This is a genomic window from Pedobacter sp. (assembly GCF_035317785.1).
Classification (GTDB): Bacteria; Bacteroidota; Bacteroidia; order Sphingobacteriales; family Sphingobacteriaceae; genus Pedobacter.
Genome location: NZ_DATHGC010000113.1, coordinates 22208 through 39624 on the forward strand (window position 1 = coordinate 22208; position 17417 = coordinate 39624).

16 protein-coding genes and 1 tRNA gene are annotated in these 17417 nt (G+C 43.1%); 8 read left to right on the forward strand and 9 right to left on the reverse strand.

The genetic code is table 11. From position 1 onward, the window contains the following. The first annotated feature begins 154 nt into the window (after positions 1-154). Positions 155-1117: a bifunctional helix-turn-helix transcriptional regulator/GNAT family N-acetyltransferase gene (locus tag VK541_RS06900; RefSeq protein ID WP_324368257.1), complete on the forward strand. Its 963-nt coding sequence runs from the start codon at positions 155-157 to the stop codon at positions 1115-1117. Positions 1118-1161: 44 nt separating this feature from the next. Here VK541_RS06900 and VK541_RS06905 read toward each other — a convergent pair whose 3' ends face one another. The 8 genes from VK541_RS06905 to VK541_RS06935 all read right to left on the reverse strand — a co-directional run bounded on the left by VK541_RS06905 (position 1162) and on the right by VK541_RS06935 (position 6276). Next, positions 1162-1419, reverse strand: coding sequence for a hypothetical protein (locus tag VK541_RS06905; RefSeq protein WP_324368259.1), 258 nt, complete (start codon positions 1417-1419; stop codon positions 1162-1164). Continuing rightward, positions 1376-1624 (reverse strand): hypothetical protein, encoded by a 249-nt coding sequence (locus tag VK541_RS06910; protein WP_324368261.1) that lies wholly within the window; start codon positions 1622-1624, stop codon positions 1376-1378. The genes VK541_RS06905 and VK541_RS06910 overlap by 44 nt, the downstream gene beginning before the upstream one ends. Before the next feature lie 203 nt (positions 1625-1827). Then, positions 1828-2055, reverse strand: coding sequence for a hypothetical protein (locus VK541_RS06915; protein WP_324368264.1), 228 nt, complete (start codon positions 2053-2055; stop codon positions 1828-1830). Then, complete coding sequence (locus VK541_RS06920; RefSeq protein WP_324368266.1) at positions 2056-2448, reverse strand: helix-turn-helix transcriptional regulator; 393 nt, start codon at positions 2446-2448, stop codon at positions 2056-2058. Next, entirely contained in the window at positions 2445-2642 is a 198-nt protein-coding gene (locus VK541_RS25810; protein ID WP_414692611.1) for a type II toxin-antitoxin system HicA family toxin, read from the reverse strand. Before VK541_RS25810 ends, VK541_RS06920 begins: the two co-directional genes overlap by 4 nt. Positions 2643-2872: 230 nt before the next feature. Then, positions 2873-3865 (reverse strand): RhuM family protein, encoded by a 993-nt coding sequence (gene rhuM, locus VK541_RS06925; RefSeq protein ID WP_324368268.1) that lies wholly within the window; start codon positions 3863-3865, stop codon positions 2873-2875. Positions 3866-4046: 181 nt separating this feature from the next. Then, on the reverse strand, positions 4047-4514 hold the full coding sequence (locus VK541_RS06930; RefSeq protein WP_324368270.1) for a hypothetical protein: 468 nt from the start codon (positions 4512-4514) through the stop codon (positions 4047-4049). A gap of 121 nt (positions 4515-4635) precedes the next feature. Next, positions 4636-6276, reverse strand: coding sequence for a L,D-transpeptidase family protein (locus tag VK541_RS06935; protein ID WP_324368272.1), 1641 nt, complete (start codon positions 6274-6276; stop codon positions 4636-4638). A 375-nt stretch (positions 6277-6651) separates the two neighbouring features. Between VK541_RS06935 and VK541_RS06940 the strand changes: the two genes are divergently transcribed. After that, a complete protein-coding gene (locus VK541_RS06940) occupies positions 6652-6912 on the forward strand; it encodes a DUF6266 family protein (RefSeq protein WP_324368286.1) in 261 nt (86 codons plus the stop codon). A 261-nt stretch (positions 6913-7173) separates the two neighbouring features. Here the strand turns inward: VK541_RS06940 and VK541_RS06945 are convergent, their stop codons facing one another. Further along, positions 7174-7815 (reverse strand): DUF6629 family protein, encoded by a 642-nt coding sequence (locus tag VK541_RS06945; RefSeq protein WP_324368274.1) that lies wholly within the window; start codon positions 7813-7815, stop codon positions 7174-7176. A gap of 188 nt (positions 7816-8003) precedes the next feature. Here VK541_RS06945 and VK541_RS06950 point away from each other — a divergent pair. The 6 genes from VK541_RS06950 to VK541_RS06975 all read left to right on the forward strand — a co-directional run. Further along, positions 8004-8078, forward strand: a tRNA-Val gene (locus VK541_RS06950). Between the two features lie 105 nt (positions 8079-8183). Further along, positions 8184-10877 (forward strand): glycoside hydrolase family 78 protein, encoded by a 2694-nt coding sequence (locus VK541_RS06955; RefSeq protein WP_324368276.1) that lies wholly within the window; start codon positions 8184-8186, stop codon positions 10875-10877. A 35-nt stretch (positions 10878-10912) separates the two neighbouring features. Next, the gene (locus tag VK541_RS06960) at positions 10913-13573 is read left to right on the forward strand and encodes an alpha-L-rhamnosidase (protein ID WP_324368277.1); all 2661 of its coding nucleotides are present in this window, start codon (positions 10913-10915) and stop codon (positions 13571-13573) included. 123 nt (positions 13574-13696) lie between these two features. Beyond that, positions 13697-14728, forward strand: a complete 1032-nt coding sequence (locus VK541_RS06965; RefSeq protein ID WP_324368280.1) for a GntR family transcriptional regulator — start codon at positions 13697-13699, stop codon at positions 14726-14728. Between the two features lie 100 nt (positions 14729-14828). Further along, the gene (gene rhaT / locus VK541_RS06970; RefSeq protein WP_324368281.1) at positions 14829-15923 is read left to right on the forward strand and encodes an L-rhamnose/proton symporter RhaT; all 1095 of its coding nucleotides are present in this window, start codon (positions 14829-14831) and stop codon (positions 15921-15923) included. Between the two features lie 22 nt (positions 15924-15945). Continuing rightward, positions 15946-17417: bifunctional rhamnulose-1-phosphate aldolase/short-chain dehydrogenase (locus VK541_RS06975; RefSeq protein ID WP_324368283.1), on the forward strand; the 1472-nt coding region annotated here is incomplete at its 3' end.

The following is a 17417-nucleotide window of genomic DNA, read 5'->3' on the forward strand; positions in this document are numbered from 1 at the left end:
GGTTGGCGGATTTTCTGCATCAGGATAGATCTTGTTGCTACTGCGGAACAGCCAAAATCATATGCTATAATTCTTCCACCCTAAAATCAAATATTTGCATTATTAAAGATTATTCCTAATTTTGCATAACTAGTTATGTAAATGGTGATGATAAATGGATATATTTGAGAAAACGGGTAAATCTGCCCTGGGAAGTCGCTTGAGGTTGTTTAGTGCAATGATTACCGATGATGCGGCTAAAATATACAAATGGTATGGTTTGGATTTTGCGCCAAAATGGTTTCCGGTGTTCTTTGTATTGGCTCAAGGCACCGAAAAAACCATCACGGAAATCGCAGTTGAAATTGGGCATTCTCAACCCTCCGTTAGTAAGATTGTAAGAGAAATGACAAATGCCGGGCTTGTTAAGGAAAATCAGAAATCTTCTGACAAACGTCGCAATGTGGTGGCGCTAACTAAAAAAGGTAAATCATTTTCCGACAAGCTGACACTGCAATTAGCAGATGTAGATGCTGCAATAGAAGGGATCATCAATGAAGCCCGGCACAACCTGTGGGAAGCGCTGGCAGAATGGGAATTTCTTTTAGAACAAAAATCACTGCTGAAAAGAGTGCAGGAGCAACGCAAGGTTCGGGAGAGCAAAGATGTTCAGATCGTTCCTTATAGCGAACTGTATCAAACTGCTTTTAAATCGCTTAATGAACAATGGATTTCTACCTATTTCGAAATTGAAGAAGCGGATACCAAAGCATTGGACAATCCCAAATCTTATATACTCGATAAAGGAGGAAAAATCTTTGTGGCATTATATAACGAGCAGCCAGTAGGTATATGTGCGCTCATTAAGATGGACGATCCTGATTACCAGTATGAAATGGCAAAGATGGCCGTTTCGCCCGATGTGCAAGGTAAAAGCATCGGTTGGTTGCTAGGGCAGGCAGTAGTAACAGAAGCAAAGGGCCTGGGCGCATCAAAACTTTATCTGGAGAGCAATACCTTACTAAAACCCGCGATCAACCTATATCACAAACTGGGCTTTAAAAAAGTTGTGGGGCGGTCAACACCGTATGCGCGCTGCAATATTCAAATGGAATTAATATTAACCAAATTTGACTAGGGCTAGTGGAAGGTACAATCTACATGGAAAAACTTTTATAGTGCTTACTGCAGTTGCAATACATTAGCTCCCAAAGGCTCTTCCATTTTACGCTGCAATTTTTTATCATGTACGATTACCGTTATTTCCAATGAACCTGTCCCTACTGTTGCCGACAGTAGGTGTCCGCCGAAGGCCTTGAAAGATGAACTGGTGAAAGCAATGCCATTAGGCATGCACCGATTAAATAAAGTCGTTTGATAAGCATACGATGTTTCTTTAATTGCGGCCGGCAGAGGTATCGGCCTTCTGAGGTTTACCATCACTGGAGTTTACACCGCTGTTGTTGCTGCCATTCATGCTGCCCGTGGCATTAACTACATCTTTAGCAGTGCTATCCTTATTTGTAGTATCGTTGACCGTCGTGCTCAGAGTGGTATCAGCTTCAGTTTCCACCCGCTTGTCCGGTGAGGAGCACGACGCCATTACGGCAGTTACAGCCGCTAAAATATAGACCTTGTTGTTCATGATTTCTGATTCTAGTTAGTTAACACCTTTGACTTCTTAACCCTTTTTAATGAGCTTTGGTTTCATCTTTTTTAATAATTGCCGGGTAGTCAGAATCATTGCCGTGAGCATAGCGGAGGATTCTCTGTTTTGCAATTCCTTCATCACCGCTTATTGACTTGCCCATTTCTTGAAAAGGATTTTCAGGAGGAATTTAGATAGCATTACTTGCGCATGTCTTTAACCGAATAGTCTTTCCAATAGTGTTTGCCATCTTTATTCCCGTCCCACACATTGGTGATGGCATTTATTTTCGCTGGTAAGTCCTGCTTAATTGCTATTTTATGCTTTGATATTCTTCTGAATGTTCTGTTCCAGCGTCTTTTGTCAGCTTTTTCTGAACTTGCAGCTGTGATCCCAAAAATTGGGGTTTTCCTAATTGATCGTGCCATTTAAAGTAAAAATTGGATAGCGGTCAATTCCCGGCCCAGCCTTTGAACACCTTGTAAAATGCGTTTGGTTTGATTTTGTGATGGCTTTTTGATGCCGTTAATGTATTGAGATAGTAAACTTTGGCTCATTCCGATACGTTGACTTAGCGCCTTTGCGTTGATGACTTTGTAAAATTCAAAGAAACTTGGCAAATCCGGCTTTAATGTGATATCGTCCATGTCAAACGTAATCTTCTGTTCTTCAAATGATAAGTTCAATACATCAATAATGCTGACTTTTAACTCTTCCATGTCTTCTGCTTGCGTTCCTATAAATGTATTGTTTAAATTTACACTGGCACTGAATCCGGTTTGTTCTTTGATGACCGTCATTATTATTCTTGGTTTCTTCATCTTTTATCTGTTTTTATGTCGGCCTGTTTTAATATCCCAATTAATAATCCTTTTTTAATCTCTTTACCGCCATGATTTGGGATGCTTATCTGCCCAATTTTAGTTGGATGTCTTAATATAACATGACTCCCGCTCTGTCGAATGTCTACCAATCCATCTTTATGTAGCAATCTAAACAATTCACTACATTTCATAGCATAGTCTCAAAGGTAATAAATTAATTACTTTTGTTAAAGATTCTTTGACATCGCCAAATTACCATAGCTATTTAACATTTATTAACTGGTTGCGTCCTCGAATTTTTTGCTTCACCCTCGTTCATCAGATCATAGATCACTATCATTGTTTCGTGATAATGTTTTTCTGAAGTTATTTGATATTCCATTGCTGGATTATTTTCTAAATACTATTTGACTGTCATTCGTTAATTATTTGTATTAATCAGGTTTACAATCACCTTTATCATAATGTCTTTTTCTTCCGCTTTGCTTTCGGCGATCATCAGTGTGAGCGCGACCAGGGCGTTATCGGCAATGCGTTTAGAACCGTTGTCAGCATACAGTATTCCATTCTTGTCCATAAACCAAACGAATAAATAAGCGGCAATACGTTTATTCCCATCAGAAAAGGAATGGTTCTTTACTACAAAATATAGAAGGTTTGCTGCTTTTTCCTCAACACTTGGATACAGGTCGTCACCTCCGAATGTTTGATAGATGGCACCAATTGACCCTTGAAATGAATCGTCTTTTTCATTTCCAAATAGCATACCACCACCAAATTTTTCTTTCAGATCTAGTATTGCATGTTTGGCATCGAGATAATTTAAGATAAATAGTTCATTTGGAGTAGTTCCTTCTATGATTAACGCCTGGTGGTCATACTTGTCAAGTATATCCAGGGCATAAGTGTAGTCTGTTACCACTTTTAAAAGACCTGTTGCTTCGTCAGAGGTTAACTCTTTGTTTTCAATGACATTGCTTAGCAAGGCTACCGTGTTTTTCAGATTGGTCAACTGCTCGGCCTGTTCTTTTAGACGTTTCTCGTTTACTGTATAGCCTTTGACAAGGTATTCTTTGAGCACTTTATTGGCCCAGATACGGAATTGAGTTCCTCGTTTTGAATTGACCCTATAGCCGACAGAGATAATTACGTCGAGATTAAAATATTCTATAACACGTTCCTTAGAGACACCTCCTTCAATTTGAACTGTTGCATTTTTTGCAACAGTTGATTGATGATCTAGTTCTTCCTCGTCGAAGATGTTTTTAAGATGTCTTGAAATAACCGATTTATCTCTGCTAAATAATGCCGAAATCTGATTCAGGTTAAGCCAAATCGTTTCGTTTTCAAGTTTTACATCAATTGCTGTTTGTCCGTCTGTAGTCTGGTAAATGATAATTTGATCAGTTTGCATAGTTGCCTGTTTTATGAATAATTAGCTGCGGCAAACATATACAGATTTAGCGAATAAAAACACGTTTCCAAAACAAATTTATTAGATACAAGTATTTGAATATCAGAACAGTATATTGATATATTGTTCTGATTTGTAGAATGGAATTTGAGTTTTTATCAATTGTTTTTTATAAGATCAATTAATTGAATTTGTAGGCACTTAGAAAAATGATAACTAAGAAAATAGCGAACTGCATCAAATAAAACACCCGCAATTGACCTTCTAAGCGCAGCGCCTGTTCATCCCAGACCGGGACCCTGGCACTGGTAATTTTGGCAAGCTTCGTGTCCAGCCTTCTGCCCCAGAAACCTCCATTAATGATCAAAAGGATAACAAAGACAATTTTTATCCTGAACCATAGCTGACTTGCGAAAGCCCCCTGCGTAAGGGCGATCATGGCGGCACCGGTGACAATAAGCAGCGCAGCACCAATTCCGTTCAGCCTTGAAAACCTGGCGGAAGCAGCCAGTACACCTGTCGCCTGTACCTTTTCCTGATGAAAAAGATTCCAGAACGTCCGGTAATTGACAAATCCAACCAGCGTAGCGCCGGCCATCATAATGAGCGCTGTTAAATGCAGAAACAGTAAAGCAGGGAAAATCGACATGTTGTAAAATCTATTGTAAATAATTTCTTAATTATAGCCATGACGATCGGGAATAAAGAAACTGGACAAGCGCAGTTGGCACTGCATTAATTCAATTACAATTCAGGGTCAAGTTAAAGTTTTAATCCTCAATCAGCATTTTTGCCAGCGCATCGTCTCTGCTATAAATATCCTTTCTGAAATTAAGCAGGTTTTTGCGGTCGGTAAAAGCTGTAAAATAAGCAATAAAGACTGGTATTTTATGCTTCAGGGTTACATACTGCTCCACGCCCCGGTTCATGCTGCTTTTGATCTTCTGTTCGTCCCAGTTGTCGTAGTTCTGCAGCAGAAAGGCCGCTAGCTTAAATGGCTCGCCTACCCGGATACAGCCATGGCTGAATGCCCGCGAGCTTTCATTAAAAAGCGATTTGGCCGGACTGTCGTGGAGGTAAATGTTGTAACTGTTTGGAAATAAAAACTTTACAAGACCCAATGAATTTTGCGGACCTGGTTTTTGCCGTACATTAGGGATTCCGCCATTATACCCGGTAATCTCCATTTTATGACTTTTTATATAACCCGGATTTCGCTTCATCGCTGGCATGATTTCATTGCGGACGATGCTTTCAGGTACATTCCAGTAAGGACTGAACACCACATATTTCATATCACCCGAAAATATAACCGTGCGGTGCACCGACTGTCCTACTACTACGTTGCAGCTCCACAGCAGGCTGTCTGAATGATATACATGCAGCTTGAACTCCGGAATATTGACCCCTAAATACACAGAATCCATATGTACAGGCAGCCAGCGGCATCGTTCCATATTGACCAGGATCTGCCTGATCCGGTTAGTTAGCGGTACATTCATTTCATCCAGCGTACCTTTACCTATCGCCCCGTCGGCGGGGAGGCCGTGCCTGCTTTGAAACTGTTTTGTGGCGGTTTCAAGCGCTTCGTCATAAACGTAGCTGAGCGTATCGCCCTTAAAATCACCTAGTTTAAAAAGTCTTTGTTTTACTGCAGCTATTGGCACTGACGAATCGCCCGGTTTATAAGATTTGACAGTACTGGTGATGGGAGTCCATGAGGGGTCTTCCTTTTGCAGGTCCCGATAGTGAGACAAATGCTGTTTCAAGAGGTCATATTGCCTGTATACTGGTGCAGCCGTCTTCGATGCCTTTTGGGGAGCACTGATCAGGCTGTCCAGATAAGATGCATAAGACATTTTCTTTCTTGGGAGATACCATTGCGAAGATTTGCTGATGGCGGGGTCCATACCTTCCCATGCTAGTTTTGCAAAAACAAAATAATTGGCCGTCAGCATCAATTCCAATTTCACATCTGGTGTCCCCGCTGCTTTGGCATACAACAGCGAATCCAGGATATTTCTGTAAGGGGTTTCCTGAGATATGCCTTCATTCTTAAGATTTTTTACACGGTCGGCCAGGTTTCCCGCCTGCTCTATCAACCGATTATCAGCATACCATGCATAGGCAAGGTTACGACCATCATAAAATTCGCGGATAGAGGCGGCGTAAGCTTGAAATAAGGGATACTTGTTGATAAAGCTATCTATTTCCATAGAATCCAGGAATCTGTTTTGCTCCGCACTAAAGTTGCCGGGAATGGTTTTGTTCCATTCTTTAATGGCTTTAGATTTTTCCTGATCTTGTTTTTTCGCTTTTTTCTCCTGCCTGCAGCCTGCGATGCTTATAACGCAGCAGATGCAGAAGAGTGCAATGTAGATTTTATCGAACTTGAAACTGAAAGCTAACATTAAATTTAAGCATCTTAATTAGTTTTTTAAATATAAAATAATTAGACTATAGTTAGCAAGTTTTTAGATCTAGTGTTCACCAAAAGCCATTTTTATGTATGATGCTGGAGATTCGGTTAGTGTTACCTTTTTGAAGGAGATCGCTGGGCTTATATAGCCTCTAATCCTTGGTAGTTTATGCATGCTTAGTCTATTGTTTATTGGTATGTTGTTTATTATTTTTAACAACTATATGAAATACCTCAGATTCTATTATTTCTCTTTCCTTTACTTTTACAAGGATAAACCGGAAAGCTGGATTCCCGAATACAGGGGGTTATTTATTATTACTGTGACAATAGTAAGTGCAGTTAGTTTCGTTCTACTGATGCGCAGCTGGACTTTTCATGGTCGGCGACTGTTCCTGCGCCTTTCAAAGGCGGACCCACTGATCAGCTGGTGCTGATCGTTTACAATCCGTCGAAGCAGGGATGGGCGGTATCGGTTGGTGACGCAGTAAGGTCTGATTTGTCTTATGACCTGGCGGTGCCGGCGATGTGGAGTGGGGATACGGTTTATCCGTATTTGTCGTTCCTGAGTGCTGATCAAAAGGAAGTGAGTACGAGTCAGTTTCAGCTGGCGACGGTTGTTCAGTAATTTGTGAAAAATCGGGCATTACTCTTCGAATACTGGACCTAGCGCGCTGAAAAAGCGCACAGAGCCCTATGTATTCTCTGAGAACGCCCGATTTTTCTCTCACAACAAATTAAGAACAACAATTCGCCCGCTGAAACTTGGGGAAAGGGGAAAAGGAAAGCAGGTCGTCATTGCCTTTGGTTAACCAAAGGCAATGACGACCTGCTTTAGGTTACTGGAAACGACGAATCTTTTAGAAGTCTTTCTAAATAAGAAGTCTTTCTAATTATAAGAAGTCTTTCTAATTATAAAAAGAATTAAGGCGCTTAAAATGGCACCGAAGTAGCACCATACCGAGGTAAGATAATCTATGTACATAAATGCGGTAAATACATAAGAAATAGCAAGGGCCCATCCAAGAAGTCTAAGCCATTTATTGCTCGAGATAAATGGAGAAATTGCAGTTGCCAGCATGTAGGGGATGCCTCTAAGCACTTTTCCTGAAAATGGAAAGTCCAGCTGATATTTTATATGATGATTTTCTATTGTAGCCGTTGCACCATAATAGATAAGCGAATAACCCAGGTAAAGTGCAGCCAGCACGCCTGATCCTAAAAGTATATATAATATTTTCTTTCTTAAACGGTCCTTTTCAAACAATAAAATGGATGTTGGTACAAGTATGGGCCATACAATTTGGGCAAATATCAAAAATAAATACATTGCCAGCTGCCGCCACCGGGCATATTCAGCTTCAGATATGGCGAGCCATAATAATCCTTCAGTAAATTGCTGTATAGCGAAAACTACGGGTATGCAAGCCAGGACATATTGTGGTGTATTTTTTGATCGTTTGATGGCAATTACACCAATTGCCAGTAAACCTGTACCTGCTATAAAACTTGCCGTGGCCGAAAAACACATACTCTATATTCTTTATCTCCGACAAGTATCTAATCAGATAAGACAAGTCTACGATTTATTGAAGTATTATTGTCAGTAATCTCCTATATTTTGTCGGGTTGATTTGTGGAGAAGGGGAGAGGAAAAAAAATATTCTCAACTTACATGTTCAATTATATAACTAAATTGTATTTTGGCGGAAAATTAAAGGGAATTTAGCTCAGTTGGTTTAGAGCATTACCTCGACAAGGTAAGGGTCATCGGTTCGAATCCGATATTTCCCACTCTAGTCTTTTGATTTTTTGATAAGCCGGGGTATCCAGCAGGACAGTACATGACGGCCGTTTGAAAAATATTGCGGATACTAGTAGCATCCGAATATAAGACATATGAATATTACCTCTACTAAATGCTTTTTGCTTACAGCATTACTCGCCCTGAACCTTACCGTATTTGCTCAGAAGATCAGTCTTACCGAGCTCGAAGTTGAGCATCTGAATAACCCCCTGTCGTTAGAAACAACTGCTCCAAGGATGAGCTGGAAAATTAATGCGGCAGCGAAAGATACAAAGCAGGTTTCTTATGAAATAAGGGTAGGCACAGATAAAAATGAAGTTGTAAAAGGAAAGAATATTTTCTGGAAAAGCGCAAAAAACACGGATCAGTCTGTACTGATTACTTATGATGGTCCTGAACTGGGATCGAAAAAGCGCTATTGCTGGCAGGTTAGGATAAAAGATAACCATGGCAACACTTCTGCGTGGAGCGCTGTGCAGCACTGGCAAATGGGCTTAAAGCCTGCCGACTGGACGGCCAAATGGATCACCGTCTCTGGCAAAGATACTTCCGCCAGAAGTCCGCTGTTCAGAAAGGAGTTCTCGTTGAAAAAATCGCTGAAATCTGCTATGGCTTACGTCACGGCAAAGGGCTTGTATGAAGCCAATATCAATGGTCAGCGCGTGAGCGATACTTATTTTGCACCGGGATGGACAAGTTATAAATATCACCTGCAGTACCAGGTATATGATGTGACAGCTGCTTTGAAAAGCGGCGTTAATGCCATAGGTGTAACTCTGGGAAATGGTTGGTATAAGGGAAGGATCGGTTTTAACAATCAAAAGAACTTTTACGGGGATACCCGTGGACTGCTATTGCAGATAGAAGTAGAATATACCGATGGATCAAAGGAAACGATCAATACAGATGAAAGCTGGAAATATGCATACGGACCTATTGTAGCTTCGGATATTTACGATGGCGAGACCTACGATGCCAGGCTGGAAAAAGCAGGCTGGGCCAATACAGGGTATAAAGAAGATGCTTCCTGGACAGGAGTAGGGACGATGGAGAAAGGGGCGGAACAGCTGGTGGCAATGAGCGGACCTCCGGTGAGGAAAAAAGAGGAGTTTAAAGCCTTGAAAGTCTTCAAAACCCCTGCCGGTGAGACAGTGGTCGATTTTGGACAGAACCTGGTGGGCTGGGTCATGCTCAAAGCTAAAGGTGTCGCGGGAACAAAGATCACGCTGAGCCACGCTGAAGTACTGACCAAGGAAGGTAATTTTTATACGGTGAACCTGAGATCTGCAAAGGCGCAGGACGTTTATATTTTAAAAGAGAATGCAGAACAGGTTTTTGAGCCGCATTTTACTTTCCAGGGCTTCAGGTATGTGAAGGTGGAGGGATATCCGGGTGAGCTGAAACCTGAGGATCTGACCGCAGTTGCCCTCTATTCAGATATGGAAACAACTGGTAAGTTTTCAACTTCCAATGCGCTGTTAAATCAATTGCAGCACAACATTCAATGGGGACAAAAAGGAAATTTTGTGGATGTGCCTACTGATTGTCCGCAACGTGATGAGCGTTTGGGCTGGACGGGTGATGCGCAGGCATTTGCCAATACTGCGGCCTACAACATGAATGTAGCAGGTTTCTTTACCAAGTGGCTAAAGGATGTAAAGGCAGATCAGCAGCCTAATGGCCTGATTCCGCATGTGATCCCGAATGTGCTGGGCCCGAATGACGGTGCTTCTGCCGGATGGGCGGATGTATCGACCATTATTCCATGGGATATGTATGTCGCTTATGGAGACCGGAGGATACTGGAAACCCAGTATGAGAGCATGAAAAAATGGGTGGGCTATATATCATCTGTGGCAAAGAATAACTTATGGAATTCAGGTGGTCACTTTGGTGACTGGCTGTTTTACCGTCCTGATGATGACAATGACGGCAGGGCTGCGGTGACAGACAAATACCTGATCGCCCAGACTTTTTATGCGCATTCTACCCAACTGCTGATCAACGCAGCAAAGGTATTGGGCAAACAGGATGAAGCAGATCAGTACACGAAACTACTGGCCGATATCAAAGCGGCTTTTGTGAAGGAATACCTGACGCCGAGCGGCAGACTGGTTTCCGGAACGCAGACCGCTTATGTACTGGCACTGAATTTTGATATGCTGCCGGAAGCTTTAAGGATCTCATCGGCAGAACGCCTGGTGGCCAATATACAAAATTATGGAAATCACCTGACCACTGGTTTTTTGGGTACGCCTTATTTGTGTCATGTACTGACCCGTTATGGCCATAATGACGTAGCCTATAAATTATTGATGCAGGAGAGCTACCCTTCATGGTTGTATCCTGTGAAAATGGGCGCAACTACGATATGGGAAAGATGGGATGGTATTAAACCAAACGGATCGTTCCAGACACCTGATATGAACTCTTATAATCATTATGCTTATGGCGCCATTGGTGACTGGATGTACCGCAACATGGCCGGAATCAATGGGGATGAATCTGCACCCGGGTACAAAAAGATCACCATCAGCCCCAAACCGGGGGGCAGTATCACCAGTGCTGCAGGTGAGCTCAACACTCCATACGGCTTGCTGAAATCTTCATGGAAGATCGAAAGCGGCATATTTAAACTGGATGTCCTGGTTCCGGCAAACACAACTGCAACGGTAATATTACCTGCCGCGGAATTAAAAGATGGTAAAGAAACCAGCAATAAGTCAGAAATTGGTTCCGGTGCTTATCACTTTGAATGCAGGATAGCACAGGTTGCCGGGAAGTAGCCCAAAAATTAATATTGCAGAACACACAACGAAATATGAGATATCGCTATTTGCTGATGCTTTTACTTGCATTGCCATTTACCCAAAAGGGATATGGTTTTGCTGCAGTGAAACCCGCAGGCTTACAATGTGAGCATTTGGAGCGCCCTTTGGGCATAGATGCGGCCAGTCCGCGCTTGTCCTGGATGATGGCCGATGAACGTCTGGCGGCAAAGCAGACTGCTTACCGTGTGGTAGTCGGCAAGGATTCGCTGGCAGTAGCCGGAAAGAAGGGCCTGGTTTGGGATTCGGGAAAACAAAATTCTTCTTTGAGCCTTGTGACTTATAAAGGAAAAGCACTGGAGGCTTTTACCAAATATTACTGGCTGGTAGAGGTATGGGACAAGGATGGCAAACCCTCCTCCTCTATATCCAGCTTTGAAACCGGGATGATGACCATGGCAAACTGGAAAGGCGCCTGGATCAGTGATGGCACGGATGTAAAGGCCAAACCGGCTCCTTACTTCAGGAAAGTATTTCCTGCTGCTAAAAAAATAAAATCTGCCAGGGCGTATATCGCCTGTGGCGGCTTGTATGAATTGTACCTGAACGGCAAAAAGGTCGGCAACCACAGGATGGACCCGATGTACACGAGATATGACAGGAGGACATTATATGTGACCTATGATGTGACATCGCAGCTGCAAAACGGCAAAAACGCGGTAGGTGTATTGCTGGGCAATGGCTGGTACAACCATCAGTCTACTGCGGTCTGGGATTTTCATAAAGCACCGTGGAGGAACAGGCCAACTTTCTGTCTGGACATCAGGATCACTTATGCTGATGGTACGGTTGAAACGGTCTCTACAGACCGCGACTGGAAAACAGCTTTGAGCCCGGTGATTTTCAACAGTATTTATACTGCGGAACATTATGATGGACGCCTGGAACAGGTGGGATGGAATGTGGTAAACTTTGATGACATCAAATGGAAAAATGCAGGGTTACGCACTGCACCTTCTGGCAATGTGGTCGCTCAGGTTATGCATCCGGTTAGAAACGTGGAGAAGATACCGGCCATCAGCATCAACAAGATCAATGACACCGCATATGTGTTTGATTTGGGAAGAAACATTTCGGGTGTAAGCCAGATTACGGTAAAGGGAGAAGCGGGTACCGTGATCAGGTTAAAACATGCGGAACGTTTGTATAAGAACGGGCGCGCAGATATGTCCAACATAGACCAGCATTACCGCCCGACTGATGATACCGATCCTTTTCAGGTGGATATTGTTACTTTGAACGGGCGTGGCGAGGAATCCTTTATGCCGCATTTCAACTATAAAGGTTTTCAATTCGTGGAGGTGACCAGCAGCAAGCCGGTACAACTGACCAAAGAAAGCCTTACGGGTTATTTTATGCACAGTGATGTTCCGGTAGCAGGCCATATCAAATCGTCTAACCCTACGCTGGACAAGATCTGGTTTGCGACAAATAATTCCTATCTGTCCAATTTGTTTGGCTATCCGACCGATTGTCCGCAAAGGGAAAAGAATGGCTGGACGGGAGACGCGCATATTGCTCTGGAAACTGGTCTTTATAATTTTGACGGAATTACCATTTACGAGAAATGGCTGAGCGACCACAGGGATGAGCAGCAGCCAAACGGTGTTTTGCCTTCTATTATCCCTACTGATGGCTGGGGCTATGACTGGGGCAACGGGCCTGACTGGACCAGTACCATCGCGCTTATCCCATGGAATATTTATTTGTATTATGGAGATGACCAGATCTTAAGGAATAATTTTCCGAATATGAAGCGCTATGTGGACCACATCACTGACATCAGTCCTTCCGGACTGACCACCTGGGGCCTGGGAGATTGGGTTCCGGTGAGTGATAAACCGCCGGTGGAGTTCACTTCTTCGGTCTACTATTACGCAGATGCCGTGATCCTGGCGAAAACGGCTAAACTCCTCAGCAAAACAGACGATTATCAGAGATATACGGCGCTGGCTGCAAAGATCAAAGCTGCTTTTAATGCCAAATTTTTGAATGCCGCTACTGGTATTTACGGTGACGGAAGACAGACGGAGTTGTGTATGCCATTGTACTGGGGTTTGGTCCCTGAAGGCATGAAAACTAAGGTGGCGGATAATCTTGCTAAAAAAGTGGAAGGCGGTAACAATCACCTCGACGTAGGTTTATTGGGTACAAAGGCGATCCTGAATGCTTTAAGCGAAAACGGTCATGCGGATCTGGCTTATAAGGTGGCAGCACAGGAGACCTATCCTTCCTGGGGCTGGTGGATAGTAAACGGCGCTACTACTTTATATGAAAACTGGCGAATTGATGCCAAACGTGACATTTCCTTAAACCACATCATGTTTGGAGAGGTGGGTGCATGGTTGTACAAAGGACTGGGCGGGATCAGAACAGATGAACAGCAGCCGGGATTTAAGAATGTATTGCTGAAGCCGAATTTTGTAAGCGGCCTGGATCACTTTGAGGCCAGGCATGACGGCCCTTACGGTGCAATTGTTTCCTCATGGACAAGAGCAGGTGAGGGTGTGGTTTACGAAGTGACTGTTCCTGCCAATTCATCGGCTACGGTATACTTCCCTTTGACCGGCTCACAGAAAGCTTATCAGGATGGCAAGGTGCTTACGGGAAAAACTGAAATTGCAGCAGGGAAATACAAATTTGAAATCAGGTAATATAAAGATATCAAGACTTTTTAACGTTCTCAGTTATATGTTTAGGTTGCTTTATTGCCGGCGGATGGCTCCTGCCGGCAATTTCTTCACCTGTCGTTACCAGAAAAATCTGTACTTTTAAACATGAAATCACCTACCTTTTTCGATTTTATACTTATTGACGAATATTCGGCTACTCCAAAATATCTTCAGCTGTCTAATGCGATCATAAAAGCTGTCGAGCAGGGAAAATTGAAAAAGGAAACTCTACTGCCTTCTATCAATGAACTGAGCTATAAGCTGGAAATATCCAGGGATACCGCCGAAAAAGGGTATAAGTACCTGAAAAATATCGGCGTGATCAATTCAGTTCCCGGAAAGGGATATTATATCGCCAATATAGATTTCAAGCGTAAACTGAAGGTATTCCTTTTGTTTAACAAACTGAGTGCGCATAAGAAGATCGTTTATGATGCCTTTATTGCCGCACTTGGTGATGATGTCTCGGTTGATTTTTACATCTACAACAATGACTTTACCTTGTTTAAACGGTTTTTGACCAATAAGAACGAAGATTATTCGCATTATGTGATCATACCTCATTTTATAGAAGGAGAGGAGTATGCAAGGGACATCATCAACGCGCTTCCAAAGGAAAAGCTGGTGCTGCTCGATAAAAAGATTCCGGGAATTGATGGACAGTATGCCGCCGCATATGAGAATTTTGAGAAAAATATTTACGACGCGCTGGAGCAGGCACGTACTCAACTGAGCAAGTATCATACGCTAAAGATCATTTTTCCTAAAAGAAGCTATTTTCCCAAAGAAATTCTGGATGGTTTTCACCGTTTTTGTCATCAATACGCGTTCTCTCATAAAGTTGTAAGTAACATTACTGAGGAACCGATTAACGAAGGTGAGGTATTCATCAACCTGATGGAAGATGACCTGGTGATCCTTTTGGAGCGCGTGATCGGTATGAAGTTTAAGATCGGTAAGGACGTGGGTGTGATCTCCTATAATGAAACTCCGCTGAAAAAGATCATACTGAATGGCATTACGACCATATCGACCGATTTTAAATTTATGGGAACGGTGGCTGCAAATCTCGTTCTGGACAATTCCTGCAGGCATGTCGAGGTGCCGTTTTACTACACCAGGAGAGCTTCCATTTAAATAATCTCATTTTTCTTTGATCTCCCATGATGGTACATGACAGTTTTAAAGAACATCATCTCTAAATTAGTGCTTCTAAACCAAATATAACTCAATAGATATGAATGCAATCTTAGGTGTAATTTTCCATTTTATCGGCGGTTTCGCATCCGGTAGTTTCTACATCCCTTATAAGAAAGTGAGAGGCTGGGCCTGGGAAAGTTACTGGATTGTCGGTGGTATTTTTTCCTGGCTGATCGTTCCGCCGCTGGCGGCGTATTTAACCATTCCAAACTTTAGTGACATCATTGCTGCCGCCGAGGGAAAAACCTTAAGCTTAGCCTATTTTTTCGGGATATTGTGGGGGATTGGCGGCTTAACTTATGGACTGGGGGTTCGCTATCTGGGTGTCTCCCTGGGGAGCAGCATTATCCTTGGTCTTTGTATGGTCCTGGGGTCTATATTGCCATCTATTTATTTCGATGTTTTCCCGCAGGCCGGGAAAGATACTTTTACCATGTTCTTACATACGGATTGGGGCAGAATGGTATTGTTGGGGTTGCTGGTTTGTGTGCTCGGAATTGTCATCTGCGGTAAAGCGGGGATGATGAAAGAAAAAGAGATCAACACCGGTGTAACGGATCCGCACGGATTAGAAATTAAAACTGAATATAAATTTGGTTTGGGCTTATTTGTCGGGATTGTTTCAGGTGTGTTAAGTGCCTGTTTTAATTTCGGTATTGAAGCAGGTAAGCCAATGGCCGATGCAGCAAACGCCATCTGGAAAGCCGCGAACCCATCGGAGTCCGGCAATTTTCTGTTCTCCAATAATGTGACCTATGTCATTGTGCTTTGGGGCGGTTTGACCACCAACTTCATCTGGTGTATGGTATTGAACGCAAGAAATAAATCATTTGGCGATTATACAAACAAGTCTACACCACTGTTAAAAAACTACATATTTTCTGCCTTAGCCGGCACAACCTGGTTCCTGCAATTCTTTTTCTACGGAATGGGAGAGAGCAAAATGGGCAATGGAGCAAGCTCCTGGATATTGCACATGGCGTTCATCATTTTAATTGCAAATGTTTGGGGACTGGTGCTTAAAGAATGGAAAGGTGTTTCCAAAAAAACTTTAATAACTGTGCTGGTTGGTATCCTTACCATTATTCTATCAGTGCTTATTGTTGGCTACGGTAATTCAATTAAAGGTTAAATCATAAAAAATAAATACTATAATGTCAATTGAAACGAAAAGTTATAATCACGTAAGCTATTTGTGGAATGAAGAGGAGGCAGCAAAACTGGCTGGTGATGAAGTTGCCTTATTGATCTACCGTTCAAATTTACTGGGTGCTGATCTGCGCCTCACCAATTACGGTGGTGGAAATACTTCCTGTAAAGCCATCGCTAAGGATCCGCTGACCGGCAATGATGCTGAAGTGATGTGGGTAAAAGGTTCTGGCGGTGACCTGGGTACTTTAAAGAGAAGCGGACTGGCCGCTTTGTATGTGGACAAGCTTCGCAACTTAAAGAACATCTACAGGGGCCTGACCTATGAGGACGAAATGGTGGAACTTTTTAACCATTGCATCTATGACCTGCAGTCTAAAGCCCCTTCGATTGACACACCATTGCACGGTTTTTTGCCGTTTAAACATATTGACCACCTTCACCCGGATGCAGCTATCGCCATTGCTGCTGCAAAGGACGGGGAACAGATTACGAAAGAACTGTTTGGCGGAACCATTGGATGGGTGCCATGGCAAAAACCGGGTTTTGAGCTGGGATTGATGCTGAAGGCTTGCCTGGATGAAAATCCGGGTATCAGGGGGATTATGCTGGGTTCGCACGGCTTATTTACCTGGGGGGATACCGCCTATGAAAGTTACATCAATACCCTGGACGTTATTGAAAAATGTGCGGAATACCTGGAAGCCCATTACGGCAGGAAAGGCCAGGTATTTGGTGGTCAGAAGATAGCGAGTGCAGAAGTTTCTGCACGTTTGAAGCAAGCTGCGGCTATTGCACCATTGTTAAGAGGCTTTTGCTCCAGCGAAAAACACATGATCGGTCATTTTACAGATGATTCGAGGGTATTGGAGTTCATCAATTCGAATGACCTGGACAGACTGGCTCCGCTGGGCACCAGTTGTCCTGACCACTTCCTGCGCACAAAGATCAGCCCGCTGGTGCTGGACCTGCAGCCCGATGAAGATCTGACTGACGTGAAGGCCCTCAAGGAAAGGCTTGCGCCGGAATTTGAAGCCTATAGAAAAATGTACGGCGAATATTACGATTCCTGCAAACACGACAATAGTCCTGCAATAAGGGACGCAAACCCGGTGATCATTTTATATCCGGGGATAGGAATGTTCTCGTTTTCTAAAGATAAACAAACTGCCAGAGTTGCTGCCGAGTTTTATACCAATGCAATCAACGTGATGAAAGGCGCCGAAGCCATATCTGAATATACTTCTTTACCGAGACAGGAAGCATTCAATATAGAATACTGGCTTTTGGAAGAGGCTAAACTGCAAAGGATGCCAAAGCCTAAGCCGCTGACCGGAAAGATTGCTTTGGTGACCGGCAGCGCCGGCGGAATAGGCAAGGCCATAGCTAAACGCTTTGTTGAAGAAGGCGGTGTAGTGGTATTGAACGACATGAATGCGGAAAGGCTGCAGGGTGCTGCCGATGAATTCAGAAGCAG